This is a genomic window from Thiofilum sp., from assembly GCF_016711335.1.
Lineage (GTDB): Bacteria > Pseudomonadota > Gammaproteobacteria > Thiotrichales > Thiotrichaceae > Thiofilum.
The window spans coordinates 2,503,844-2,529,923 of the sequence record NZ_JADJTF010000001.1; the positions used below are offsets into that span (position 1 = coordinate 2,503,844).

The following is a 26,080-nucleotide window of genomic DNA, read 5'->3' on the forward strand; positions in this document are numbered from 1 at the left end:
CTGTTAATTCTTTAACAGCTCAGCTAAAGCGAGTCATTAGCGCCCTTTAGTATAGCGAGTAAAGATAGCCTGAATAGCAGCGGGGAATTGTTGGCGCTCATCTTCCTTAAATTGGCGGAAATCTTTTGCCGTACTAATCGTAATGAGATCAGTAACATTGCCTGCTAATACTTTCGGGCGCTTGAGGGGGTTAAGCGCCTGATAGCGAGCACCCTTCAGTGCACCTACAAGCGCCATATATTCATTTTCAGGAAGACGCCCTTTCTTTTGATTAACCACCTGACCTTGTTTATTGTAGTCAGTCAAAACCACGGTCAAGTCACTATTTAAGCGCAGTTCCTTTTGTTTCCATTGTGCCGCTGGAGTACGTGCATTAGAGGCGCGACTAAACACCACGCTTGTAATATCGGTTTGTACGGCTTTGCTCACTGGGCGGCGTAGACTAGCCTTTTGCACTTGTACTTGCGGAATAGGAGAGGATTCAGGGATAGCAGCACTGACGACTTCTGTTCTAGCGGTATTAGTATTGCTAGCGAGGGCTTGGGGGGCGCTAGTAGTCGTATCTACGGCTCTGGGGGCTGCACCACAGCCAGTGAGTACAATTAAGAGCGGCAATACTGTCCATAGTTTAGGCATAGGTTAGTTCCTTTAGAGTAAGGTGAATCAATATGACTTGTTATAAAGGATTTTTAACGATTATGCAGCATTAAATACGGCTGTTTCTAGGTCGGCTTATCCTTGTCCTGTTAGGCATATTTCGGCGATTGGATTCCGTAGTGTAGAATCGCGCCACTTTATTTGCAGTTTCCTGAGGAGTGGAGTTATGGCGCAAGTCACACGCGAGCAAGTGGAAAGCCTGTTAAGTACGATACAGGAACGTTATTTAGAAAAAGATTTGATCAGTGCCAAAGTAGTCAAAAGCATTGAGATTAGTTCACTAGGGATTCAGATTCAGCTACTCCAAGGCTATCCCGCTGGTACTTATAAGGACGAGCTAGCCCAAACCGTCAAGACTACCTTAGCAGGATTAGGTTTACCTGTTGAAGTGAAAGTCGAGACCAAGGTTGATGCCCATGCCGTGCAAAAAGCCTTAAAGCGTCAAACGGGGATTAAAAATATTATTGCCGTTGCATCGGGTAAGGGTGGGGTAGGTAAATCCACTACCGCCGTGAATTTAGCTTTAGCGCTCAAAGCCGATGGGGCGAGTGTGGGTATTCTAGATGCGGATATTTATGGGCCTAGTCAGCCGCGTATGTTAGGCATTAAGGGCCAACCGCATTCCGATGATGGTAAAACCATTCGTCCTATGGAAAATCACGGTATTAAAGCCATGTCCATGGGCTTTTTGATTGATGAAGATACCCCAATGATTTGGCGTGGCCCGATGGTGACACAAGCGCTAGAGCAATTATTAAATGATACCATTTGGGGTGAACTCGACTACTTAGTCATTGATTTGCCACCCGGAACAGGTGATATTCAATTAACGCTCTCACAAAAAATTCCGGTATCGGGTGCGATTATTGTCACGACCCCGCAAGACATAGCCTTGCTGGATGCGCGTAAGGGGTTGAAAATGTTTGAAAAGGTAGAAGTTCCTATCTTAGGTATTGTTGAAAATATGAGTATGCATATTTGCAGTCAATGCGGCACGATTGAGCATATTTTCGGTGAAGGCGGTGGTCAACGCATGGCAGATCAATACAACGTAACCTACTTAGGTGGTTTGCCTTTAGATCGCCAGATTCGTGAGCAAGTGGATAGTGGTAATCCTACCGTTGTAGCTGATCCAGAAGGTGCAGTAACTAAGCTTTATTTAGACATTGCCCGCAAAGCGGCTGCACATTTGGCGACTAAGAGTAAAGATTACACGACTAAATTCCCTACAATTAAAATTCAGAACGTTTAATACATTTAGGCGTATGCTAGATAAAAAGCCATCTAATACAACAGATGGCTTTTTTACTAATAGCGCGACAAAATTTTTTATAGTAGTGCTTAATAGGTTATTTAGACCTAGACATAAATAACTTATATTTTATTTTAGCAGGAATTTGTTTAGTAATTGTTCTAATATAATAGAGTGTCTATACTCAGCGCCTTTCATCTGAAAAAAATCTAGTTTGAGAGTAGATTAAGATGCCGAGTTGGGCGCTTTTACGTAAGATGCTGGTTATAGGACATTATCACTGACACGGAAGTCGACCTATCCATAGGAGTGATAGGGTTAGCAAGGAGTTCGTAGCCTCATCAAGGATGATGTCTGTAGCAGAGCGTTTAATAAGGATATTTGTCGATCCAAGGAACGGATCGCGCACGGCAGATAAGTAATCTGTTCGTTATTAGGATCAATGCTAAGGCGTATAGCTAATTAATCATGGAATGATTCATTAGACTATTCAGGATGATTAAGTCTAATGACGGGCTGTAATATTTCGGTATTACAGCCTTTTTATTTTTATAGCCCATCAAGCTAATAAATCTATTTTAATGGCTTGCATAATCTTCTTGGTTTCACCCCATTTATCGCGTGAATGCATCCAGCCATTTTAGCGTTATTACTGACTATATAAGCGTATCAGTATTTCTATTACTCAATGAAAATCGTTGTACTACTGCACTAAAATATTAATCTAGGCATTACCATCAATGCGTCGAGTTTTTTTAAATGATTGCTGTGGTGTAGGTACGCAGTGCTAAGAGCTAGCTATATGTAAGGGTGTCCACGAGGTTAGCGCACTTAATCTCACCTAGGATTCTTGAACGTAAAGTTCAGTACGATCTAGTGGGTGAGGTACAATTGCCGCTGATTAGTATTCCGTTTAAAAAGCAAGGTAGCATTGGAGTGACCCCATGAGTATAAAAGCAGATCGTTGGATTCGGCAGATGGCTGAGCAATACGGCATGATTGAACCCTTTGAGCCGGGGCAGGTGCGCCACGTAAATGGTGAGAAAATTGTATCCTATGGGACTTCCAGCTATGGCTACGATGTGCGTTGTGCCAATGAGTTTAAGATTTTTACTAATATCAACTCGGCGATTGTTGACCCCAAAAATTTTGACGAAAATAGTTTTGTCGATTTTACAGGGGATGTTTGTATTATCCCCCCCAACTCATTTGCTCTCGCTAGAACGGTCGAGTATTTTCGGATTCCACGTTCAGTTTTGACAGTTTGCTTAGGAAAATCGACGTATGCCCGTTGCTTCCGTGGTGATACTCGTGTGGCACTGGTGGATGGTTCTGCACCCACTTTAGAGGAAATGGCGGTACGTGCTGAGCAAGGTGAGTTATTTTGGGGCTATAGCATTGGCGAAAATGGGCGCTTGATCGTCACTCAGTTAGAAGCACCCCGTTATATTGGGCGTGATAGCTTGGTGGAAGTAACCCTTGATAATGGTAAAAGTATTTTTGCTACTCCAGAGCATTTATTTATGCTACGTGACGGTCAGTGGTGTGAGGCGGGCAATTTACGTGCGGGTGCTTCATTAATGCCTCTGTACCGCCAATTAGCGCGTGGCTATGAAATGGTTTATCAGCCCCTCAATGGGCATTTATATCCTACCCATCGTTTAGCCGACGAGTGGAATTTGCGCCAAGGTATTTACAACGATTTACCTAATACCCATCGTCATCATGTTGATTTTGATCGTCTTAATAATAATCCTTGGAATATCGTGCGTATGGATGCCAAAGAGCATATCACTATGCATAATGCGGAAAGTTATGGTGAGGAGTTTGATCCTGACGAGCATAGTGCTTCGATCAAGGCGGCTTTAGCAGAGCGTATGCAAAACCCTGAGTGGGCAGAGCGTTATGCTAGCTTGCAGCAAGAGCGAGCTATGCGATTCTGGCACGATGACGAGTATCAGACTAAACGTGCCGAGCTATTAGCACAACGTCGAAACCCAACTGATGCTACCCGTGAAGCCCATCGCCAAGCTATGCTACAGCGTTATCAAGACTTAGCTGAGAGGGCGCGTCAAGGCGAGCGTATGCGGTCGGTGTGGGCAAATGCTGCTCCAGAGCGTTATCAAAAGCAGGCTGAAATAGCTCGCAATTTAAGATTACGTGGTGATATTTCTGAAGGTATTGTATTAGAGGCTTTAAATCAAACAGGTTCTATTCGTGGGGCAGCCCGCTTATTAGACTGTGACCGCTCAGTATTCAGGCGCTTCCCACAAGCCATTGATCAATTTAGAGGTCTACAAGGCGAAGCACGTAGAAATCATAAAGTCGTGTCAGTGCGTGACGTAGCAGGAGATCACGATGTGTATTGTTTGACCGTGCCGGAAGCAGGCAATTTTGCATTAGAAGATGGTGTGTTTGTCCATAACTGCGGCATTATTGTGAATGTAACGCCCTTGGAACCTGAGTGGGAAGGTCATGTGACCTTAGAGTTTTCTAATACCACTACCTTACCCGCCAAAATTTACGCGAATGAAGGGGTGGCGCAAATGCTATTTTTTGAGTCCGATCAGATGTGTGAAACCTCCTATAAAGATCGCGGCGGCAAGTATCAGGGGCAAAGAGGTGTAACTCTACCTCGTACCTAAGTTGAGCGCAGAGGTGGAGAGCTACTTCACCTCTGGAACTTTCATGTGCCTAATAGACACTAATTATTAAGCGATATAATTGGCTCGACTAATAAACCTATAGACCTAATAGGCTTACTTTTTGACTGTGGTATTTTTGTACGATTTGGTCATTAAATGAGTGTAAATGAGAGTTGTACATAGCCAAATTAAGGTGCTCTTTTGAGGTTGGATAAAACTAAAATTTATTCCGTCTTATAGGTAGAGCTATTCAATATTAGTATTAATAATCACTAGGTGTGTCTCATTGGTGGGATTTATAGCAGTATGTCGTGCCTAAAGTTTTACCTGACTTCCCGCTTAGCTGGAAAAATACCTTGATTAAGAAAGTAAAATTTAATTTTAATTACAAATTAAAGAATAATATTTTTTAACTATACTTTTATATAACAGCTAGGGTTAAATTTTTATTATAAAATATATTTATGATAAAAATTGCCTTTAGGAGCTGCAAAAAAACTAGCCTGTTCTATAATCAAAGTGTTGCTAAAAACCCACTAAATCAAACTGACTAGCAAGGAAGTGGGGAGTTAAGTTTAGGTTTATTAATTGCGAGTGGATTGAGGAGGGATAATCATGCATCCATCAGCACCAGAACAGCCCAGTCGGCGTTCGTTTTTATGGCTACCTTTAGCTATGGTCGGTAGTTCTCTTTTGGCTAAAGCAGGTTTAGCAGAAACAACGGCGCCAGCGCCTCTTGCTCCTGTAGCCCCCGTGGCTCCTGCATTGCCTAGTGGCGCATGCCCATTAAACAGTGGAGGTCCTTCACTGCTCAATACTAAATGGGTATTACAATCTATTTATGGTAATTCTGTGCCAGCTAAGTTAAAGATCACGATGAAAGTGAACGATAGTAGCTTAGAAGGTTTTACAGGTTGCAATCGTTATAATGCTGCCTTCCGCCGCGTAGGCTATACAGGCTTTAGAATGACAAGCATCGATAAGCATCAAAAAGCTTGTCCGGTTCTGCCAACCCACCCCGGTGGTCCTACTATTAATGTGGGTAACTGGGAAGGGAATTATCTACGTACTATTCGTCGTGCAGGTAGCGTACAGCAAGACGATAATGGGCGCGTATTACGTTTCTTCAATCGTAGTGGTGAAATGTCAGTAGTATTCCGCCGTACTTATGATGCTGCGTAATAGTCGTATTCAATGCCTCTAACTGTTTTAGGTCACTTCGTGTGACCTAAACAGATTCACTATATTGCCCCTAGTTTTAGTGCTATGCTACAACGCTTTTCTACGATTCCCAGTGCAGGAGAAAGGCGGCATGTTTTCCAAACAAATGACTATTAGCGGGTACGACGATGAACTCTGGTCAGCAATGCAAGCTGAAGAGCGTCGCCAAGAAGAACACATTGAGTTAATTGCCTCGGAAAACTACACCAGCCCGCGTGTCATGCAAGCACAAGGCTCTGTACTCACCAATAAATACGCTGAAGGCTATCCGGGTAAACGTTATTACGGCGGCTGTGAGTATGTCGATATTGCCGAAGACTTAGCGCTCAAACGTGTTAAAGAACTCTTTGGTGCCGATTATGCCAATGTTCAACCTCATTCCGGCTCTCAAGCCAATGCTGCGGTGTATATGGCACTGCTTAATCCGGGTGATACTGTATTAGGGATGAGTCTCGCACATGGTGGTCACTTAACTCATGGTGCTAAAGTCAATTTCTCCGGCAAGATCTATCATGCAGTGCAATATGGTATTACTGCGGATGGTTATATTGATTACGCGGAAGTGGAGCAGTTAGCTCTAGAGCATAAGCCTAAAATGATTGTAGCGGGGTTTTCCGCTTATTCGCGTGTGATTGACTGGCAAAAATTCCGTGAGATTGCCGATAAAGTAGGTGCTTACTTATTCGTTGATATGGCGCATGTGGCGGGTTTAGTCGCAGCGGGTCAATATCCAAGCCCTGTGCAAATTGCGGATGTCACCACTTCAACTACCCACAAAACCTTACGTGGTCCTCGTGGTGGTATTATTCTGGCTAAAGCTAATCCTGATATTGAGAAAAAACTCAATTCCTTAGTATTCCCCGGTACTCAAGGTGGTCCTTTAATGCATGTGATTGCCGCAAAAGCAGTCGCTTTTAAAGAAGCCTTAGAGCCAGAGTTTAAGACCTATCAAGAGCAAGTGGTGAAAAATGCGCGGGTAATGGCGAGTACCCTAATTAGTCGCGGCTATAAAATTGTCTCTGGTGGTACAGATAACCATTTGATGCTGATTGATTTGATTGATAAAGGTTTAACAGGTAAGGCGGTAGATGCAGCTTTAGGTTCAGCTAATATCACGGTGAACAAAAATTCAGTCCCTAACGATCCTCAATCTCCGTTTGTCACTAGCGGTATTCGTATTGGTACTCCAGCGATTACGACACGCGGTTTTAAAGAATCCGAGTGTGAGCAATTATCTCATTGGATTGCGGATGTAATGGATAATATGGGTGATGCAGCGGTGATTGAGCGGGTGAAAGGACAAGTATTAGAGATTTGCCAACGTTTCCCAGTTTACGCGGCTTAGTATGCGTTGTCCCTTTTGTGGCGCGGATGACACTCGTGTAGTCGATTCGCGCCTTGCTAATGAAGGTGGGCAAGTCAGACGGCGGCGACGTTGCGGGGTGTGCGATGAACGCTTCACTACCTTTGAAGTCGCCGAGTTGACTATGCCACGCGTGATTAAAAGTAATAATGCTCGTGAACCCTTCAATGATCAAAAATTGCGGGCAGGTATTATGCGTGCACTAGAAAAGCGTCCGGTCACTATTGAAGCGATTGAAGCCGCTCTGCACCGTATTCATAAGCATATTCTCATTAGTGGTGAGCGTGAGGTGAGTTCTGCTTTTATTGGTGAATTAGTCATGGGTGAACTGCGCCAATTAGATGAGGTCGCTTATGTGCGCTTTGCCTCCGTATATCGGCGCTTTAATGATGTGGAAGAGTTCCGCAGCATGATTGATCGCTTAGAAGAGGATGAACGTAATAATCCTAGTCCTACTCCAGCTCCTCTCACTTTCCCGCTTAAATTAAAGTAACTGCTAAAATAAATGCTATTTTCCCCAGACGATTACCGCTTTATGGCGCGAGCGCTGCTCTTAGCGCAACGCGGTCTATATACCACTCATCCTAATCCCCGTGTCGGTTGTGTCATAGTCAAAGATGGACAAATTATTGGCGAGGGTTGGCACGAGCGAGCAGGAGAGCCACATGCTGAAATCTATGCTTTAAAACAGGCAGGCACTTTAGCTCAAGGTGCAACCGTCTATGTCACCTTAGAACCCTGTAATCATTATGGACGTACTCCCCCTTGCTCCTTGGCTTTAGTTGAGGCGCAAGTGGGAAAGGTCATTGCTGCTATGGTTGATCCCAATCCCCAAGTGGTAGGGCAGGGTTTAAAACGTCTGGAGCAAGCAGGGATTGATACGACATTTGGTCTAATGGAAGCAGAAGCTCGTGCTTTAAATCCGGGGTTTTTGAGCCGTATGGAGCGGGGGCGACCTTGGATTCGGGTGAAATTAGCCAGTAGTTTAGACGGACGTACCGCTATGGCTTCGGGTGAAAGTGTCTGGATTACGGGCGAGGCCGCACGACACGATGTGCAATATTGGCGTGCTCAGGCGGGCGCAATTCTGACTGGAATAGGTACAGTGCTATATGACAATCCAGCCTTAAATGTGCGTTTGATTTCTGAGCAATTGGGTATTAAGGGTGCTGTACGTCAACCGTTGCGCGTGATTTTAGATTCTCAATTACGTATCCCGCTGGATGCACAAATCCTGACATTAGCAGGGCAGGTGCTCATTTATACGCTCAATAATAATACTGAAAAAAGCGCTGCTTTAGAGCAGTTGGGTGTGAAAGTGATAGTGATCGATAGCTCTACATTAGACTTGCATCAAGTAGTACAGTCTTTAGTTAAAGAAGGCATTAATGAAGTCCATGTGGAGGCTGGTGCAACATTAAGTGGCGCACTATTAGAGGCGCAATTAGTGGATGAGTTAGTACTCTATTTAGCGCCACATTTTATGGGATCAACGGGGCGTCCATTAGTACAACTACCGCTTCAGCATATGTCTGAGCGAATAGGTTTAACCATCAAAGACATGCGACTGGTGGGGCAAGATTTAAGAGTCATTGCTAGTCCACAGTATTGAATAAAGCAAAATTACTACCGTTCGTCCAAATCTGCCTGAGCCTAGTCATACTCAAACTACACTTTAAGGGGCGTTAATTATTTCTATTATTATCCCCACTAGGAGTACGCTATGAGTGTTGCAAAAGTGATTGAATTATCTTGTACTTCTGAAAAAGGCTTTGATGATGCTATCCAACAAGGTATCGAACGAGCTGAACAAACTCTCAAGGGCATTAAAAGCGCGTGGGTTGCCGATCAGACGGTACAAGTAAAAGACGGTAAAATCAGTGAATATCAAGTTCGTCTAAAAGTAACCTTTGTTTTAGAGTAGTGGTTTCTTACCACTCAAACGCCTAAACCGTGCAATTAGGTTTAGGCGTTATCTGACTAAGACTCCGTTTTGAAGGTTCCAGCGTAGCGAAACACCTCTCCCCACCAAGGATGAGTTAAGCGAAAATCCATAGCAAAGTACTGATCATCCACCGCTCGCTCAAGAATCGTGGTGTGCCCTAAAAGTAAAGACTCAGGCACAGTAAACTGCCACCGCCCTAATTTAATTACCACTCCTTGACCCTGATAGTGTAATGCCTGATCTTTAATTGCTACGGCTAAGCGCAAGCCCATGAAACGATTGATATATTCGGTAATGACATTATTACCCTCATAAACCCAATAACTATTAAAGTGCAAGGTTTTCCCATCACTAAAGGTTAAAGTACGCGCCCAGTATAAGCATTCACCCTCAAGGTGTTTGTGTACTTGGGTCGGTACATGTTGTGCGCGGCGATTCATCATGACCCCAAACCAACGCATCACGGTTAAGTAGGGTTGCATCCAGCGTGGATAGCTAATATCCAAATGTCCAATATCTTGATTATTACGGTTTTGATGATGGGCCTTGAGGGCGTTGGGTAAAGTGTCCCATTGCTGGCCTAAGGCTTGTTGCATCATAGATTGCTGACTCATTTCACCACCCTCCTACGCTTTTAAACACCATTAATAGCACAATGATAACCATCGCTATAAAAGCAGGCACACCCAGCCAAAACCATAACCGTGCATAGCGCCAGTACTGCTTTGGTAGTGGAGTGTGAGTGAGCAGGGCTTGATTAGAAAGATCGCGCATTCTGATTTGTAGCCACACTACAGGCAGCCAACACAAACCTGCTAAAACATATAAGCCTAAGCTCCATGCAATCCACGGTGTGCTTAAAGGGAGTTGCAGTAAATACACCATCCATAAGCCACTAATAGGCTGGAAAATCACCGTTGGAGTAGTAAATAACCAATCTGCTAATACGACATGACGATTCGTCACTGCAATATGCTCGATATTACCGCTACGATCAGCCATCCATTTATAAAACGCGCTGCCTAAGCCTGTGCCAAACAACAGCACCATACTCAGAATATGTAAATATTTTAAAGTTAAATAAGTCATAGCAACTGCTCCCAATCTAGCGGTTCACGCCCTAAAAATTGCGTGAGCGGCTGTACATCGGCGCTATTACCGCGCAGCAGCATATGAATCGAGTCTGGATGTATTAGCGGAGAAAGGTATTGCCCCCAATGTGCACCTGCTAAAGCCAGAGGAATGGGAATAGAAAAAGTACGTAAGGGGCTTTGAATCCCTTGTAAGCGGCGTAGGAATTGCAGCCATTTGATAAAGGTAAATTCCTGTCGACCCACTACATCGAGAGTAGGGGGATGAGGTGTGGCGGTTAGTGCTTGGATAACGGTTGCAACTAAATCATCAATATGTACTGGGCGAATGATTTGATCTCCTTTACCTAGCGTTCCGAGCAGAGGTAGGCGAGCTAAGCGTTTGAATAATTGTGTACTAGCCCCTTGCTCGCCATAGACTAGCGAGGGGCGCAAAACCACAGCATTTAAGGAGGTGGCACGTAAAAAATCATCCGCTTGTTTTTTGCTGAGGTGATAAGCACTTTTAGCCTCGCTATCCGCCCCTAAAGCCGAGATTTGAATAATTTTGCTAATAGCGAGTTGCTCACAGGCTTTGAAGAGGGCAATAGGCGCTTGAGTATGTAGTATCTGAAACGACTGACCGCGTGTTTGCCCAATAATCCCCACGCTATTGATCACAACATCAATGGAGTCTAAGAGTGGCAACCAAGCTTCAACGGTAGTGAGTTGATTAAAATCGTGCCCATAGCGACGTGCAATGGGTTTGATAGTGTGACCCTGAGCTTGTAAAGCTTGGGTAAGCGCTTGACCTATAAACCCTGATGCGCCTGTCAGTAAGATGTGCATAAGCGACTCCTAAGTAGTGAGGAGTTTTGAGCATAGGAGTTTGGGTGGGTGGTGACTTCCTAGTTGATCAATATGGAGAGGATTTTTAGTTCAGAATGATCATTGTGGAGTTTAAATGAAATGCAAAGTACCTACCTTTCTAGAAGTGGGTAACAGAGACAGATAATCGTATGATCAATATTAGGGGCGCAGTTGCTGAACTTGCTCTAGGGTTAAACACACGATATGGGCGTATTCGGTTGGGGTAATTAATCTAATCAGTGGTAGCTAGTGATAAGCAAAACTTTAAAAAACTATGGAAAGAATTTCGTTAGATGCTTTATCTAGGCGATTATCGTTTGTCCAAAACTGATTGCAGCCATTTTCTAAAGCAGTCGCTAAATGTAAAGCATCTGGAGTTTTTAGACCATATTTGACGCGAAGCTTACCAGCCTGTTCATAGGTGGTTTGCTCAATATTGAGCATCTGGCAATGGGCAAAAAACTGCTCATAAGATTTTTGTAAAGTACTATCCTGACGTTTCCAAACCCCTACCATACACTCCATTTGGACTAAGGGAGAAATGCAAACTTGCATCTGTGGCGTTTTGGCTATAGCTGCACTAATCGGCTCTACAAACCCAACTGCCTCTTCTATCAGATAGATCACAATACAAGTATCAAAGTAGACTTTGATCACTACTCTATTACTCCCATGCATCACGCTCTTGTTGGATGTACTGATTGATTTCAGCCGTAGAGCGACGTTGTTCGGGTTTTAGCGTATTTTGTTTTAAAAAAGAAAGTATTGCCGCACCTGTGCCTTTCTCAGGTTGGGTGCTAATCGGCAAAGGGCTTTCTAATAAGGTCAGTAGTGCGCGAGTCGTATGGGTAATACGCAGTTTTTCCATTAAGCGTATGGTGCCATCTGGCTCAATAATGGCTTCAACTGTTTGTAGCATGATTAAACCTCTAATCTTAGTCTAGGTGGTTTAGGGCTATTATAGGTGTATTTGTATAAATCACCTACCATCTAAAATGTTGTAGCGTGTATTCAAACGTACCGAGCAGGATTTGTCGGTTAAAGTCCACTGCCAACCGTTTTACCCCTTAATGAGTCGGTTGGTAGCGTGCCATGCCTGCCTACTCGTTCGGATGCTTGTGATGCTTAATTATCTGACAAAATAGCGGTTTTTGGGGTTTTTCTACAGTCTCAAAGTCTGAATAGGAAGCTCATGAGTTGACAGGTTGAACCAGTAGCAGGGAAACGCCGATAACAAGGGTGGTGTAAACCAAGCCATGTCGAATGATACGGAAGCTTGTTGGAGCAGCTCATGCCTAAGCACCTTCACACGGTGACTGCCCATGGTTTTCAGATTAAGCTCATGAGTTTTCTGTTAGCTCTGAGCTTTAAGTTTCTGCTCTCATGAGGTCGCGCAACTTGAGTGAATTTATTGGTTTAGGGTTGATTGTGGAGACCATATATATTGTTAGGCTTATTTTTTATTTTTGATAAGGAAGTCTTGAGGATTCCATATATTGTCTTCACTTTTTTTCCATAATCTTTCAAAATGGGTCGAAAAAGCGAAGTAAAATGAATTGCTAGTATCTTCTGTGGTATTTCTGAAAAAATGTATTTGCGGCATTAGCTCTCCTTCATGACTTGAGTCATTGAATTGTGTATAACTTACTAAACAGTAAGACGAGTTAATGATTACTATTCTGAAAATAGGCATATCATGGACATTATTGGAATGATAAAACCTAATATCTATGCCATAGTCTTTTTCAAGAACGAGTTTTGCCAAATACTCTAGTGAACTATTTACTTTGTGAGAATAGTCATCTGGTGATTTATGGGCTCTCAATGCTAAAAATCTTAAAGCTTCACTGTTTGGGTGGCATAATAATAGTTGTACTCGTTTTCCATTCTTATTTACCCGTTCTATCATCTTTTCAAATTCTGAATTATTAATTGTCAGTTTTCTTGCGCCAACGCCTAAGAATTGAAAGTTGGTTTTTGAGGCTTTAATTTTTTGTAGATAACTAAAACCTCCTTTGATGTGAAGATCAGAACCTATGATGCCTATTTTTCTTAATTTGTAAATATATCTGTATAGAAATATTATATGAACTATAGATACGCCAAAAAGCGAAGAGAGAGATACTTCAGCAGAAATAGTATTTTTTAAAAAGAGTAGTGCAATTAAAAAAATATAAATAGTAAAGAGCACGATTCCTGTTGTGAATAGTGATTTTTGATTGAAGACTTTCCCAAAAGCTTTGATGTATTTAAAAAATACTTTTGCCATGAATATAATAATTGCATAAATGAAAGCAGCTATCACTGATTGGGTAATAGGGTTATTAAGAGTTTCTTGTATACTGTTAAATTGCATCTTGCAACCTTATAAGTTATTATCAAAGTAATCTAGCAAGCTAGCACTCCAAAAGTCTATATCATTATTGTCTCTGATTTCAGTTGTATTTTTGAATGCAGGATTAATAAAGAATCTTTTCTCAGAAATAGAAAACTCATTATGATACAATTTGACCAAATGTAATAACCCAAGGTGTTGTATACCAATATTTGTGGTATTGTCATAAATATAACCAACAGGTTCTATTATATGGTTTTTTGTTATTGATATTTCTTCTCTCAATTCTCTTGATATTAATGAATTTGAGTCGTTTATATCAAATTGATTGAAAATATCATGTGCTTCTTCATAAGATATATGTCCACCTAAACTTACAGATATTGTATTTCTGAGTCTTTTTTCTGGCAGTGCGTTTGTTCTGCTAAGTGTGAGAATTTGATTATTATAACTAATAAGAAAAACTGATACTAATTGAATTACATCGGTTGTTTCTTCAGCATATTTTCGATACATTGGTTTACTAAGTTTTGATAACCTTTCTCCATCAATTTTCTTTTTGGTTACTCCTGCTGAATCTATAAACTTGTTTAAATCTTTCTTGTCAATTACGGCTATGAACTCATCAAGGGGATCAGTTTTTTTTCTTGAATATATTAATTCTTGGTATTCTTTGTTTTTTACATCAAGCCACTCTCTTAGCCCATAATAGCCCATTGAAACCCTAACGAATATTGATTTTTCTGAGTTTCTTGATATGTCATCAGATAATATTGAGTTAATTGTTTCTTTTTTTAAATTTTCACCATAACTTAAGTTATATATATCAGTTAACTTTGAATAGTGGTGTGCACTATTCAAATCTCTAAAGATTTTGATTAGTTTTTCTTTTCTGCTCATGGCATCATAATTCTTTGAAACGCTCAACTAAGTCTATTTTATTAATGACTTCTAAGGTTGTTTTAGGCACATCTTCTATCCATGATGTATTAGTTAATAAATTTTCTCTTATTTTACTGCCTGAAATCATTCTATTAGCTTCTGGATAATTATACATGACTTCCACATTTAATTTATATCCTTCAAGAATTTCCTTTTTTCTTACTCCCCATTTTTCATATATTGAAATATAAAAATTTGAGTCTAGCGGACAATAATATTTAATTAAATGCTGATCATGTAAAGGAAAAGGAATGATTGTGAACTGAGCATTGGCAATATTATTTGAAATTAGTAATTTCTCGATCATCTGGTAGCGTTCATAATACGTAAAGGGATTATTCTTTGCCTTAGAGCGTTCTATATTGGTTTTATCTTCTTTTGTCATTGATGGGTCTGGATTCGTAATGCCTACATAAAGATGATTGCATTTGGACTTGGCAGTAAGTATGTGTTCTATATGTCCTTTATGTAATGGCTGGAAACGACCAAAAACCACTCCATTATTAATCATGAATAAATTCCTCGATTTATTATCTTTAATAAACTATTTATTGTAATGTGACGGCAGCAAAATTTTATCCTAACAGTTTATTATACGGAATCTCGGTATAACATCTTATTCCAGACTCCGTATAGTCTGGGAAAATGAAGCTATAGTTTTCTGTTGGCGAGAGTCTGTATAGTCTGGGATTAGCATAGAAAAGACCTCTACTCTTTAAAGATACTTAATGTGAGTTTAATGACTATACGACACTTAGACTCAAAATCACAACCGTTTATCAGGGATGGTTATGCAAATTTTCTTTTAAAGCAGGGGGTTGAAGAAGTTGATAAGTATATAAACAAATTCAATCGTAGAGCCTAGCACACAGGCTAGCTATTCCGCCTAATCACAGATGCTATATAGAGTTTAGCTTTAACAGCTCACCCCCAAGTCTCAGAAGTCCAATCAAGATTTAAATATAAAATCGTAGTCACCATCCGATTAGGCAGGACGCATAAGCTATACTCAAAGGTCAGGTCAATCTTATTTATCCACCTTCAAAGCCAGTTTACGAAAGGCACTCGGTGTCATTCCGGTAATCTCCCGAAAAGCAGCATAAAAATTAGATTGCGAATTAAATCCAACACTGAGTCCGATGGACAAAACCGAAGCTTTGGGTTCATTAAGCAACATAGTTTTAGCCGCTTCCACACGCCATTCCCGAATATAACGCGCAAAGCCTTTGCCTAAATGGAGATTAATTAGCTCAGAGAGTTGATGGCTACTAATCCCTAATTCATTAGCTAAAGTAGCAAGATCTAAATCGGGATCAGTAAAACGCTGTTGCTGCATTAGAGTAGTTAAGCGCTCCAATACTTGAGGGCAATTTACTTGCGTGAGCGTGGAGACGGCATAAGTTTCTTGTGCCGCTTCGGTGACTTGCTGGGGTAGCTCCGGTGTTAGGTTTAACACGCCATTAATTAATAAAAATGCTAGTCCAATCGCAGAAGCATACAGGCTAAAAAAGAGCGTTTCAGTAAGCCAAGGCAGTAACAACACTAAACCCGCTACACCCAAAGCTATAATAAATACTGCACCTAATACCACTAGCTCCAGTTTAAAACGATTGCGCTGTGCTCGTAGCGCATACACACGATTAGCCAACCAGATTAAATACCCCGCTCCGATTAAAAATGCTGCTAGTAGTGCCTGTTGAGGTGAGAGCATAAAGGCGAGTAAAACGGGTAAGTAATGCCATAGTTGATACCCCCGATACTGCGTTGCGCCATAGAGAAAGGGGCTAGTGAATAAATAAAAGCTCGGTGCAATCGCAAACAAAGTGCTGGTATAAAAAGGGCTATGAATAATAGGAGCTTGTAATTGCAAGAAAGCAAAATGGCTGAGTTGCAAGATACTGAGTAGTGCTAGCAACAAAACGCCTAATGAAGCTTGCAGCTTGCCCATTGGAGTACGTAGGTGGGTCATGCTAAGCAGCAGAGCACTAAAAACAGAGTAACCAATCAAGAGTAGCGCTAGTGGGGTGAGCATAAAACTGACCTATCAAATAAGGGAGCAACCAGTTTAACCTAGGCAAAGTCTTTTAAGTCATTGCAGTCAGCGCCCTCATAATATCAGCCTGAAACTGGACTACTTTAAACATTGCCCATTTACCACTTATCATACAAACCCTATAATTAGCCGCCTACTTTTAATAGGTCTGGAAAACAGTATGCGTATCCTTCAGGAAGCCCTAACCTTTGACGATGTGCTCCTCGTCCCTGCTCACTCGACCGTCCTGCCTGCCAATACGGATCTGAGTTGCCAACTAACCCGCGACATTCGTCTTAATATCCCCCTAGTTTCAGCGGCTATGGATACCGTGACGGAATACCGCCTAGCCATTGCCCTCGCTCAAGAAGGGGGCTTAGGTGTCATTCATAAAAATATGAGTGCTCTACAACAAGCCCGCCAAGTCCGCGCAGTAAAAAAATACGAAAGTGGCATTATTAAAGACCCCATTACGGTGACGCCTGATATTACGATTCGTGAAGTCATGGAACTCACACGGGCTAAAAAGATTTCAGGTGTTCCAGTGGTGCAAGGTGAAAAGTTAGTAGGGATTGTCACCGGACGCGATCTACGTTTTGAAACACGCCTCGATCAACCTGTGAGCACCATTATGACCCCGCAAGAGCGCTTAGTCACGGTGACTGAGGGAGCAAGTCGTGAGGAGATTCAGTATTTATTGCATCAACACCGTATTGAAAAAGTATTGGTGGTGAATGATAAATTCCAACTACGTGGCTTGATTACCGTTAAAGATATTCAAAAATCGACCGATCATCCTAGTGCTAGTAAAGACTCATCCGGTAGCTTGCGTGTAGGCGCAGCCGTAGGAGTAGGGCATGGCACGGAAGAGCGGGTACTGGCCTTGGTCGAGGCGGGTGTCGATGTGATTGTGGTGGATACGGCGCACGGTCATTCACAAGGGGTGCTGGATCGCGTCACATGGGTGAAAAGGAATTTTCCGCATGTGCAAGTGATTGGCGGCAATATTGCCACAGGTGAAGCCGCCTTAGATTTAGTCAAAGCAGGTGCGGATGGGGTAAAAGTGGGTATTGGTCCCGGCTCTATTTGCACTACGCGCATTGTAGCGGGTGTGGGTGTGCCGCAAATTACGGCGATTATGAATGTATCCAAAGCTTTACAAGGTACAGGCGTACCCATGATCGCTGATGGTGGTATTCGTTACTCCGGTGATGTGGCTAAAGCGATTGCATCAGGGGCAGATTGTGTGATGCTCGGTGGTCTATTTGCTGGCACGGATGAAGCACCCGGAGAAATTGAGCTATTCCAAGGGCGTTCATATAAAGCATATCGGGGGATGGGGTCATTAGGTGCTATGGCTAAAGGCTCTAGTGATCGTTATTTCCAAGAATCTGAAAATGCAGTAGATAAGCTCGTACCCGAAGGGATTGAAGGTCGAGTCCCTTATAAAGGTGCATTGGCTCCGATTATTCATCAGCTCATGGGCGGGGTGCGTGCCAGTATGGGCTATGTCGGTTGTGCCAATTTAGATGAAATGCGTACTAAACCCCAATTTGTGCGTATCACCAGTGCGGGTATGCGTGAATCGCATGTGCACGATGTCACTATTACCAAAGAAGCTCCTAACTATCGAGTGTAACTATGAGCCAAGATATTCATTCTGACCGAATTCTCATCCTAGATTTCGGCTCGCAATACACTCAATTGATTGCACGGCGGGTGCGTGAAATTGGGGTGTATTGTGAAATTTTACCTTGGGATATTGCCGAGCAAGACGTGATTGATTTTGGCGCTAAAGGGATTATTTTGTCCGGTGGTCCTGAATCAGTAACACAACCAAATGCCCCGTTTGCTCCTCATAATGTGTTTACCTTAGGTTTGCCAGTACTGGGTATTTGCTACGGTATGCAGACGATGGCGGTGCAATTGGGCGGCAAAGTCGAAGGCTCTGATCATAGCGAATTTGGCTATGCTTCGGTTCGAGCACGCGGGCATACAAAGCTACTTAATACTATCGCGGATGCTACCACTGCCGAAGGGCATGGCATGCTGGACGTGTGGATGTCGCATGGTGATAAGGTTACTGAAATGCCAGCAGGCTTTAAGCTGATGGCAAGTACCGATAGTGCACCGATTGCAGCAATGGCGGATGAGTCGCGTCAACTGTATGCACTGCAATTTCATCCTGAAGTGACCCATACCAAACAAGGCAAAGCGATACTAGAGCGCTTTGTGCGTGAGATTTGCGGTTGTGCTGGATTGTGGACGACTGCCAATATTATCGAAGACAGCATTGAGCGGGTACGTGCTCAAGTTGGCTCGGATGAGGTCATTTTAGGCTTGTCGGGGGGCGTTGATTCTTCCGTAGTAGCCGCCTTATTACATAAAGCGATTGGTGATCAACTCACTTGCGTATTTGTCGATACGGGCTTATTGCGTCACCAAGAAGGTGATCAAGTGATGGACACCTTCGCCGAGCATATGGGCGTGAAGGTAATTCGCGTGAATGCCGAAGAGCGCTTTTTAACTGAGTTAAAAGGTGTATCTGACCCCGAAGCTAAACGCAAAATCATTGGGCGCGTATTCGTAGAGATTTTCGACGAAGAATCCCAAAAACTTAGCAATGCCAAATGGCTAGCCCAAGGCACGATTTACCCCGATGTGATTGAGTCGGCAGGTAGTAAAACAGGTAAGGCCCATGTGATTAAATCGCATCATAATGTGGGCGGTTTACCAGAGCATATGAAGCTTGGTTTAGTTGAACCATTGCGCGAACTCTTTAAAGATGAAGTACGTGTGATAGGGGTAGCGTTAGGCTTGCCTCCTGCTATGGTGTATCGTCATCCTTTCCCCGGTCCGGGTTTGGGTGTGCGGATTTTGGGCGAGGTGAAAAAAGAGTACGCCGATGTATTACGCTTAGCCGATCATATTTTTATTGAAGAGCTACGTAAACACGATTTATATGATAAAACCTCGCAGGCCTTTGCGGTATTTTTACCCGTTAAATCGGTAGGGGTGACAGGCGATGGTCGGCGTTATGATCATGTGATTGCCTTGCGTGCAGTAGAAACCATTGATTTTATGACCGCACGCTGGGCTTATTTGCCTTATGAGTTTTTGGATGTGTGCTCACGGCGCATTATTAATGAACTCAAAGGGGTATCGCGTGTGGTTTATGATATTTCAGGCAAACCACCCGCAACGATTGAGTGGGAATAATTAGAAGCTAGTAACGTTAGATTTAATTAGCTTCACGTCACTATCCAAAGCGTAGTATGTTCACTGCGCTTTCGGGTCAAAAGGATTTTTCATGTCATTAGAAGTATTAGAGCGCTCTTCACAAGCGTCCGATTCGGCTGTGCCTATTTTATTTGTTCACGGTATTTTAAGTGGCGCTTGGATTTGGGATGTATATTTTATGCCGTGGTTTGCCGAGCGTGGTTTTCGGCCTTATGCCTTAAGTTTACGGGGACATGGTAATTCACCAGCAGGTAAGCCACTCGATCAATTAGCGTTGCATGATTTTGTGGCGGATGTACGTCAAACTGTATTACGTATTAAACAAGCTACCGGACGCGAGCCTATTTTAGTAGGGCACTCTATGGGGGGCATGGTAGTGCAGCGCTATCTATCCGAATATCAAGCGCCTGCTGCGGTATTAATGTGCAGTGTTCCACCCCAAGGGATGATGCCCTTATCGATTTCAAGCACTTGGACTAATCCTTTACTCGCTATGCAAATGGCTAAGGTGTATAGCTTTCCTCAAGCGGCTGACATTAGCCTAGCGCGGGATATTTTATTTTATCATCCAGTCGCGGAGGTTGACTTAGCACGTTGGTTTAGTGCTCCCCAACGCGAGTCTATGCGCTTGTTGTGGGACTTAAATATCGCTTTGCCGATTGTAAGTCGTGTATTAAAAACCCCCATTAGCGTAATTGGCGCAAGGCATGATCGGCTAGTACCGAGTGGTATTGTGCAGTGGACGGCGAGTACTTATCGGTGTTCATTAGATTGGGTCAATGCTGGACATGCGGTGATGCTAGAGCAAAATTGGGAAGAAACCGCGCAAGTACTACACGATAGCATTCAAGCTCAATAATCATCAGCTTTATTCAAAGTATCTTATAGAGAGGTGTTCTAAACTGATGTGGAAAAAATGTAGTGAAGCGCAAAGCGGTGCGAATTGGGAACAATTAAAAAATACACATGGCAAGATGCTATGAATAAACTGGGTAAGGGTGTGAGCTTTAATAACTATGTAACAGTAACAATGCTTGGGCTGTGTACTGTAATCGCGGGAAAATGGTGCTTGGGATAATAAAGACAGTGGGTTTTAGACTTGGCTAGTTCGTAGGCAGTGCAAAGTTAAGTTGGGTTATTGATTTCAATTATTTGTGGTACGGTTACGAAGCCAAACTGCTAAGTCCTGCTCATTCTTTTTTCCTTGTGCTATTTCAATCAGTATATCTGCTGCCTCTATCACATCAAATTGTGGATCAATGCCATTTAATACTAAGCAGACGTTCATAGTGGTAAAGGCAGTACGCTTATTACCGTCATTAAATACATGCCCGACTGCTAATACCGTAGCATAAGTGGCAGCTAGTTCATAAACATCGTTGATTAAACCGTAGGTTAGACGATGTTCGACTCGTGCCAATACGCTAGCTAGAGATTTATCACCCGCTAAACCTGACAGTTCACCATCATAAAGTACTTCTTCATGTAGATATTCAATTTGTTCAACGCTTAATAAAACGTAAGCCATTATTTATCTCGCAAATAATCTAACGCAGGGGTAAGGCGTTGCTTCTGTCTAGCAAAAGCGTGTTTGACCGCTTCTAAACTAGAAAGGCGAGTTTGGCCGGTTTCTACTGCACTGATAGGTACAAAATAACCCACCACTTGATTACGATTCAGAATGGCGATAGGTGTATCTCCTGCTTGACTCAATACTTTGGCGGGTTCACGTAATTCAGTCATGGAAATAGTTTTAGTAGTAAGTAAGGTTTGCATAATGTGTATCCAACTACATAGTTAAATGTGATCTTAGAGTGGATTAGGTTTAAGAGCAAATAACGTTGCACAGGTTGACATCCTCCCCGCCCTAAAGGACGAGGATTCCTGCTGCCAGACGCTCATGTCCGAGCGCGAGAATATTCTTAGCCGCATTGACATCTCTATCATGCGTTACCCCACACTCAGGGCATGACCATTCTCTGATTCGCAAGCCTGCTCTACCTTTCGGACTGTTGGAGCTGATACAGCCGCAACACGAACAGACTTGGGTAGTGTACGATTCATTGACTTCTAGACACACGCATGACCGCGCCTTCGCTTTGTATTTCAGTTGTGTTTTGAGCATATGCCACCCGGCATCCAAGACCGATTTAGCCATCTTGGTTTTGACTAGGGCAGAACTACTTACGTTGCCAATGATGATTAAGCCGTTGTCTTTAACGACTTGGGTCGTGAACTGGTGAATCGCATTCAGGCGACGGTTTTTAATCTGAGCGTGAATCGCCTTAACCCGCTTCTTCTGTTTAGCGCGTTGGGCTATGCCTAGCTTGGATTCGAGTTCACGATAGAACTGCTTAGATTCGAGCTTTAAGCCATTGCTACAGGTAGCGGTATCTTTTAGACCTAGGTCAATACCGATCTGTCCCTTTGCGGTGGCTTCCATGCAGGAGACTTCTACCACGATATTGAAATACCAACGACCTCGTGCATCTTGAGAAAAACTACCTGAACGGAATTCATATTGAGACAGTCCGTAGCTATCCCATACTTTGAAGTAGTGACCTGCAAAATAGACTTGTCCCGTTTTCCATTTCGCAGCTCCCGCTTTAAAGGGTATCCAGCCTAATGAACGTTTAGAACCACTGGAAACTCTCCAACGCAATTTGTCAGTTTTGAATTGGCGACGGGCTTTATAGTGAGCAGCGATGACTTCTTGTGTGGTAGTCGAGTGAATACTAAATCCGCGTTCGGCTTTCATACCTTTTAACTGCTTTTGCAGGTCAAAGGCGGAAAAGGTGTTACGTACCCAGCCCACTTCGGGAACAGGGACGTAGGAATAAAGGGCGGTGATTTCGTTAGTAGCATTCCAGACTTGATTCACCTCAAACGCCATTTGCTCCAGAATAGGCGCGTGCTTATCCTTGATACGTACTTTGAGGGTTTTTAGGTGAGTCATTGGCTTCATGTTATTGATTATACTATTAAAATAGCAGGATGTCATGCTCATGACCTGCCTTTCATCGGCTATCGCCGATAGCCTTATATCCCCTACCTGAAGGAAGGGGCTTTACGGCTGTTCCGGTAATAGTTAGAGCCAATTGAGAAGGGTGTACTGGTTGTGACTGAGCTTTTCGACCTTCCTACCTGCGTGTATAGTGGCTGATCTTACTAAGCATTAGATGAGTCACTATGTCTTATTCCACGATTGAAACCTTAATTGGCAACACCCCTCTAGTCCAACTACAGCGCCTACCCGGACAAACCACTAATACCTTATTAGTCAAATTAGAAGGTAATAACCCCGCTGGATCCGTCAAAGATCGTCCTGCTTATTCTATGATTCAACAAGCTGAATTACGTGGTGAGATCAAGGCAGGTGATACCTTGATTGAGGCGACTAGCGGCAATACGGGGATAGCTTTGGCGATGGTGGCCGCGATGAAAGGCTATAGAATGGTACTGATTATGCCCGAAACCATGAGTGCTGAGCGCCGTGCTTCGATGCGAGCGTATGGGGCAGAATTGATTTTGGTGAGTAAAGCGCAAGGGATGGAAGGAGCGCGTGATTTAGCCTTACAGATGGAGCGCGAAGGGAAGGGTAAGGTACTGAATCAATTTGCTAATCCCGATAATCCACGAGCACATTATGTAGGCACGGGTCCTGAAATTTGGCGTGATACTCAAGGGCAAGTTACCCATTTTGTGAGTAGTATGGGTACAACCGGAACCATTATGGGAACGGGAAAATATCTAAAAGAGCAAAACCCTAGTATTCAAATTGTTGGCGTGCGCCCTGCGACACAACAAGATCAAATTCCGGGGATTCGCCGCTGGACACCCGAATATTTGCCTGAAATTTTTAATGCGGCACAGGTGGATCTGGAGTTAGATGTAACGCAAGTAGAGGCGGAGACTACTATGCGCCGCTTAGCGACTGAGGAAGGGATTTTTTGTGGGGTGTCATCGGGGGGATCAGTGGCGGCAGCGCTTAGACTCTCACAGACCGTGCAGCATGCTACGATAGTGGCAATTATTTGTGATCGGGGTGATCGTTATATTTCAACTGGCGTTTTTCCAGCTTGATATTTAGCAGCCCAACTAACCCAATGATATTAGATGTTTCCTCCAGAGACGCTGTAAATACATCCTTGTACGCTTCAAGGCGGCATCCATGCCGCCAAGACTCTTCCAGAAACATCTAATATCATTGGATAGTGGTGTAATTATAACGATAAGCCCTTAGTAGTAACAAAGGATAACCATGAACACTTTAGTATTTGATATTGAAACCATTCCTGATATTGAGGGGGGGCGGCGTATTTATGAGTTGGGCGATTTAGATCCAGAGGGCATTGCTAAGGCGATGTTTCATTTACGTTTTCAAAAAACCGGATCAGAGTTTTTAGCGCATCATTTGCACCGCATTGTAGCGATTTCGGTGACTTTCAGGGGACGTAATGATGAGTTTAAGGTATGGTCGTTAGGGGATGAACAAGCTAGTGAAAAAGAGTTAATTCAACGTTTTTTTGATGGCATTGAAAAGTACTCACCTACTTTAGTCTCGTGGAATGGCGGTGGGTTTGATTTACCTGTTTTACATTATCGTGCCATGCTGCATAAAATCAGTGCGCCGCGTTATTGGGATTTAGGTGAGGATGATTCGAGCTTTAAATATAATAATTATATTAGCCGCTATCATTTACGCCATACCGATTTAATGGATTTATTAGCCCTTTATACCGGACGAGCTAATGCACCTTTAGATGAGTTAGCGACTATTATGGGTTTCCCCGGTAAAATGGGTATGGATGGTTCTAAGGTTTGGGAGGCTTATCAAGCGGGTAAACTGCCAGATATTCGTCATTATTGTGAAACGGATGTATTAAATACGTGGTTGGTCTATTTGCGGTTTCAATTAATGCGCGGGCAAATGGGATTGGCTAAATATAATGCTGAGTGCGATTTGGTGCGCAAGTATTTAAAAGCTTCAGGTAAGGAGCATTTAATCGCATTTGAAAAAGCTTGGTTATTAGATGCCGATGGTCATTAAAACTTGGTTTGGCACTGTTATAATGAAACAGTGCCATTGAAATTTAAACTTTTACAGTTTAAGCGCGACTAGGTAGCATGCGCATTAAAGTATTATCTTTAAATACATAGTGATGAGCCAGTGCGCCTACAGCATGTAAACCAATTAACCAATATCCTACTGTGCCAATTATCTCGTGAATTTCTTTTAATTCTTTAGCTAATTCTTCATTAGTGCCAATTAATGCGGGTAGTTCTAAACCAAAGAAGGGTACTGGTTTACCTGAAGCACTGAGTACTAACCATCCTAAAATAGGCATACCTAGCATAAAAGCATAAAGCGCTAGGTGAATAACTTTAGAGAGTAATAGCTGCCATGCAGCAGGTGTTGGGCTGATAGTGGGAGTATTACCAAACATACGCGCTAATAAGCGTATCCATACTAAAACAAAAACCGCTAAACCTAACATAAAATGCCACATTTTCAGGGCTTCACGCGGGTCTGTGCCTTTGGGGTAAATAACCCGTAATTCAATACATAAATAGACCGCAGCCATCAGTAATAGCATGACCCAGTGCATACTAATAGAAAGAGTGCTGTAGCGTTGTGTGTTAATCATGAAAAAAATCCTAATTACCAAAGTTTGGTTATGTATAAAGTAGTTATCTGAAGGCAATCTTAAGAGCAGGAGTGCGTTAGGCAGAGCATAGTGGATACCTGCGCTCTGCCTAGTACAGTGAGGGTAGAAGGTCTGATACTGGGGTTAAGTGGCACTAAGTTAGTTTTTCAATAATTGACCCAACTGAGGAGTGGAAGCTCTCTGATAGTTGGGACGAGTCTTACTGCCCCCAGTTTTAGGTAGCATACGAATGAGAGTAGAGTCTCGACAAATATAATGATGAAATAAAGCCCCTACGATGTGTAAAGCAATTAACGTATAACCTACTAATGCAATTTCATCATGATAATTTAATAAAGTCTGGGCTAAATTTGAATTAGGATCAACAAATACGGGTAGCTTTACTCCATAAAAAGTAGGAGTGCGATTCGCAGCACTAATATGTAGCCATCCTATAAGCGGTGCGACTAACATAAATAAATACAAACCAAAATGTACTATTTTAGCTAAAATATGCTGCCAATAGGCGGGCTTAGGATCAATATTAGGGGTGCTAGTACAAGAACGTACTAATAAACGTAACCACACTAAAAAGAAAATGCTAGTACCAAAAATATAATGCCATAGACGCATTAAATCATGAGAGCGGGTTTTTTCGGGGAAAATAAAGCGCAACTCAATAGTAATAAAGGTTAGGACTAATAATAAAAACATTGTCCAATGTAGACTAATACTGAGCCAGTGATAATGTTTTGACACACCCTTAATCATCATAGCACACCATTCTATAATTTTTAGACTTAATGGGATTAATTTAGCTAGATAGGCATCCTTGCCTACTAAGCTAATTTGAAAATGAG

At 42.7% G+C, this 26,080-nt stretch carries 26 protein-coding genes and 3 pseudogenes; 14 read left to right on the plus strand and 15 right to left on the minus strand.

Going from position 1 to position 26,080, the window contains the following annotated elements; genetic code table 11:
* Positions 1-36: 36 nt before the first annotated feature.
* Positions 37-636: a hypothetical protein gene (locus tag IPL34_RS11905; protein WP_296841666.1), complete on the minus strand. Its 600-nt coding sequence runs from the start codon at positions 634-636 to the stop codon at positions 37-39.
* Between the two features lie 187 nt (positions 637-823).
* Here IPL34_RS11905 and apbC point away from each other — a divergent pair, with 187 nt between their 5' ends.
* The 9 genes and pseudogenes from apbC (at position 824) to IPL34_RS11950 (ending at position 9,062) form a co-directional block, all read left to right on the plus strand.
* Entirely contained in the window at positions 824-1,909 is a 1,086-nt protein-coding gene (apbC, locus tag IPL34_RS11910) for an iron-sulfur cluster carrier protein ApbC (RefSeq protein WP_296841667.1), read from the plus strand.
* A 944-nt stretch (positions 1,910-2,853) separates the two neighbouring features.
* A pseudogene (locus IPL34_RS11915) lies at positions 2,854-3,204 on the plus strand (dCTP deaminase); the annotation flags it as partial.
* A 9-nt stretch (positions 3,205-3,213) separates the two neighbouring features.
* Positions 3,214-4,329, plus strand: a pseudogene (locus tag IPL34_RS11920) (dCTP deaminase); the annotation flags it as partial.
* Positions 4,330-4,335: 6 nt separating this feature from the next.
* Positions 4,336-4,554 (plus strand): annotated as a pseudogene (locus tag IPL34_RS11925) (dCTP deaminase); the annotation flags it as partial.
* Positions 4,555-5,169: 615 nt separating this feature from the next.
* Positions 5,170-5,736, plus strand: a complete 567-nt coding sequence (locus IPL34_RS11930; RefSeq protein WP_296841668.1) for an META domain-containing protein — start codon at positions 5,170-5,172, stop codon at positions 5,734-5,736.
* Between the two features lie 130 nt (positions 5,737-5,866).
* Positions 5,867-7,120, plus strand: a complete 1,254-nt coding sequence (glyA, locus tag IPL34_RS11935) for a serine hydroxymethyltransferase (RefSeq protein WP_296841669.1) — start codon at positions 5,867-5,869, stop codon at positions 7,118-7,120.
* A gap of 1 nt (position 7,121) precedes the next feature.
* Positions 7,122-7,631, plus strand: a complete 510-nt coding sequence (nrdR, locus tag IPL34_RS11940) for a transcriptional regulator NrdR (RefSeq protein ID WP_296841670.1) — start codon at positions 7,122-7,124, stop codon at positions 7,629-7,631.
* Positions 7,632-7,643: 12 nt separating this feature from the next.
* Positions 7,644-8,750 carry a bifunctional diaminohydroxyphosphoribosylaminopyrimidine deaminase/5-amino-6-(5-phosphoribosylamino)uracil reductase RibD gene (gene ribD / locus IPL34_RS11945; protein ID WP_296841671.1) on the plus strand — a complete coding sequence of 369 codons (1,107 nt, stop codon included), beginning with the start codon at positions 7,644-7,646 and terminating at the stop codon, positions 8,748-8,750.
* 111 nt (positions 8,751-8,861) lie between these two features.
* Positions 8,862-9,062 carry a dodecin family protein gene (locus tag IPL34_RS11950; protein WP_296841672.1) on the plus strand — a complete coding sequence of 67 codons (201 nt, stop codon included), beginning with the start codon at positions 8,862-8,864 and terminating at the stop codon, positions 9,060-9,062.
* Between the two features lie 56 nt (positions 9,063-9,118).
* Here the strand turns inward: IPL34_RS11950 and IPL34_RS11955 are convergent, their stop codons facing one another.
* The 9 genes from IPL34_RS11955 to IPL34_RS11995 all read right to left on the minus strand — a co-directional run bounded on the left by IPL34_RS11955 (position 9,119) and on the right by IPL34_RS11995 (position 16,332).
* Complete coding sequence (locus tag IPL34_RS11955) at positions 9,119-9,697, minus strand: DUF4166 domain-containing protein (protein ID WP_296841673.1); 579 nt, start codon at positions 9,695-9,697, stop codon at positions 9,119-9,121.
* 1 nt (position 9,698) lies between these two features.
* Complete coding sequence (locus tag IPL34_RS11960; protein ID WP_296841674.1) at positions 9,699-10,172, minus strand: DUF2269 domain-containing protein; 474 nt, start codon at positions 10,170-10,172, stop codon at positions 9,699-9,701.
* A complete protein-coding gene (locus IPL34_RS11965; protein WP_296841675.1) occupies positions 10,169-11,002 on the minus strand; it encodes an NAD-dependent epimerase/dehydratase family protein in 834 nt (277 codons plus the stop codon). Before IPL34_RS11965 ends, IPL34_RS11960 begins: the two co-directional genes overlap by 4 nt.
* A gap of 285 nt (positions 11,003-11,287) precedes the next feature.
* Positions 11,288-11,680 carry a type II toxin-antitoxin system VapC family toxin gene (locus tag IPL34_RS11970; RefSeq protein WP_296841676.1) on the minus strand — a complete coding sequence of 131 codons (393 nt, stop codon included), beginning with the start codon at positions 11,678-11,680 and terminating at the stop codon, positions 11,288-11,290.
* A 7-nt stretch (positions 11,681-11,687) separates the two neighbouring features.
* On the minus strand, positions 11,688-11,942 hold the full coding sequence (locus IPL34_RS11975) for a hypothetical protein (protein ID WP_296841677.1): 255 nt from the start codon (positions 11,940-11,942) through the stop codon (positions 11,688-11,690).
* A 534-nt stretch (positions 11,943-12,476) separates the two neighbouring features.
* On the minus strand, positions 12,477-13,379 hold the full coding sequence (locus tag IPL34_RS11980) for a hypothetical protein (protein WP_296841678.1): 903 nt from the start codon (positions 13,377-13,379) through the stop codon (positions 12,477-12,479).
* A gap of 9 nt (positions 13,380-13,388) precedes the next feature.
* Positions 13,389-14,258: a hypothetical protein gene (locus IPL34_RS11985; protein ID WP_296841679.1), complete on the minus strand. Its 870-nt coding sequence runs from the start codon at positions 14,256-14,258 to the stop codon at positions 13,389-13,391.
* A gap of 4 nt (positions 14,259-14,262) precedes the next feature.
* On the minus strand, positions 14,263-14,811 hold the full coding sequence (locus tag IPL34_RS11990) for an adenylyltransferase/cytidyltransferase family protein (RefSeq protein WP_296841680.1): 549 nt from the start codon (positions 14,809-14,811) through the stop codon (positions 14,263-14,265).
* Positions 14,812-15,327: 516 nt separating this feature from the next.
* Complete coding sequence (locus IPL34_RS11995; RefSeq protein WP_296841681.1) at positions 15,328-16,332, minus strand: helix-turn-helix domain-containing protein; 1,005 nt, start codon at positions 16,330-16,332, stop codon at positions 15,328-15,330.
* 181 nt (positions 16,333-16,513) lie between these two features.
* On the opposite strand from IPL34_RS11995, the gene guaB reads away from it, so the two are divergent.
* The 3 genes from guaB to IPL34_RS12010 all read left to right on the plus strand — a co-directional run bounded on the left by guaB (position 16,514) and on the right by IPL34_RS12010 (position 20,431).
* Entirely contained in the window at positions 16,514-17,971 is a 1,458-nt protein-coding gene (gene guaB / locus IPL34_RS12000; protein ID WP_296841682.1) for an IMP dehydrogenase, read from the plus strand.
* A 2-nt stretch (positions 17,972-17,973) separates the two neighbouring features.
* A complete protein-coding gene (guaA, locus tag IPL34_RS12005; protein ID WP_296841683.1) occupies positions 17,974-19,551 on the plus strand; it encodes a glutamine-hydrolyzing GMP synthase in 1,578 nt (525 codons plus the stop codon).
* 91 nt (positions 19,552-19,642) lie between these two features.
* The gene (locus IPL34_RS12010; protein ID WP_296841684.1) at positions 19,643-20,431 is read left to right on the plus strand and encodes an alpha/beta fold hydrolase; all 789 of its coding nucleotides are present in this window, start codon (positions 19,643-19,645) and stop codon (positions 20,429-20,431) included.
* A gap of 285 nt (positions 20,432-20,716) precedes the next feature.
* Here the strand turns inward: IPL34_RS12010 and IPL34_RS12015 are convergent, their stop codons facing one another.
* The 3 genes from IPL34_RS12015 to IPL34_RS12025 form a co-directional block, all read right to left on the minus strand.
* Positions 20,717-21,100, minus strand: a complete 384-nt coding sequence (locus tag IPL34_RS12015) for a type II toxin-antitoxin system death-on-curing family toxin (protein ID WP_296841685.1) — start codon at positions 21,098-21,100, stop codon at positions 20,717-20,719.
* A complete protein-coding gene (locus IPL34_RS12020) occupies positions 21,100-21,348 on the minus strand; it encodes a prevent-host-death family protein (protein ID WP_296841686.1) in 249 nt (82 codons plus the stop codon). Before IPL34_RS12020 ends, IPL34_RS12015 begins: the two co-directional genes overlap by 1 nt.
* A 91-nt stretch (positions 21,349-21,439) precedes the next feature.
* On the minus strand, positions 21,440-22,537 hold the full coding sequence (locus IPL34_RS12025) for a transposase (RefSeq protein ID WP_296841687.1): 1,098 nt from the start codon (positions 22,535-22,537) through the stop codon (positions 21,440-21,442).
* 224 nt (positions 22,538-22,761) lie between these two features.
* Between IPL34_RS12025 and cysM the strand changes: the two genes are divergently transcribed.
* Complete coding sequence (cysM, locus tag IPL34_RS12030) at positions 22,762-23,655, plus strand: cysteine synthase CysM (RefSeq protein WP_296841688.1); 894 nt, start codon at positions 22,762-22,764, stop codon at positions 23,653-23,655.
* A gap of 178 nt (positions 23,656-23,833) precedes the next feature.
* Positions 23,834-24,622 (plus strand): 3'-5' exonuclease, encoded by a 789-nt coding sequence (locus tag IPL34_RS12035; RefSeq protein ID WP_296841689.1) that lies wholly within the window; start codon positions 23,834-23,836, stop codon positions 24,620-24,622.
* A 58-nt stretch (positions 24,623-24,680) separates the two neighbouring features.
* Here the strand turns inward: IPL34_RS12035 and IPL34_RS12040 are convergent, their stop codons facing one another.
* Both IPL34_RS12040 and IPL34_RS12045 read right to left on the minus strand, forming a co-directional pair.
* Complete coding sequence (locus tag IPL34_RS12040) at positions 24,681-25,220, minus strand: cytochrome b (protein WP_296841690.1); 540 nt, start codon at positions 25,218-25,220, stop codon at positions 24,681-24,683.
* A gap of 159 nt (positions 25,221-25,379) precedes the next feature.
* Positions 25,380-25,979, minus strand: coding sequence for a cytochrome b (locus tag IPL34_RS12045; protein WP_296841691.1), 600 nt, complete (start codon positions 25,977-25,979; stop codon positions 25,380-25,382).
* Positions 25,980-26,080 lie beyond the last annotated feature (101 nt).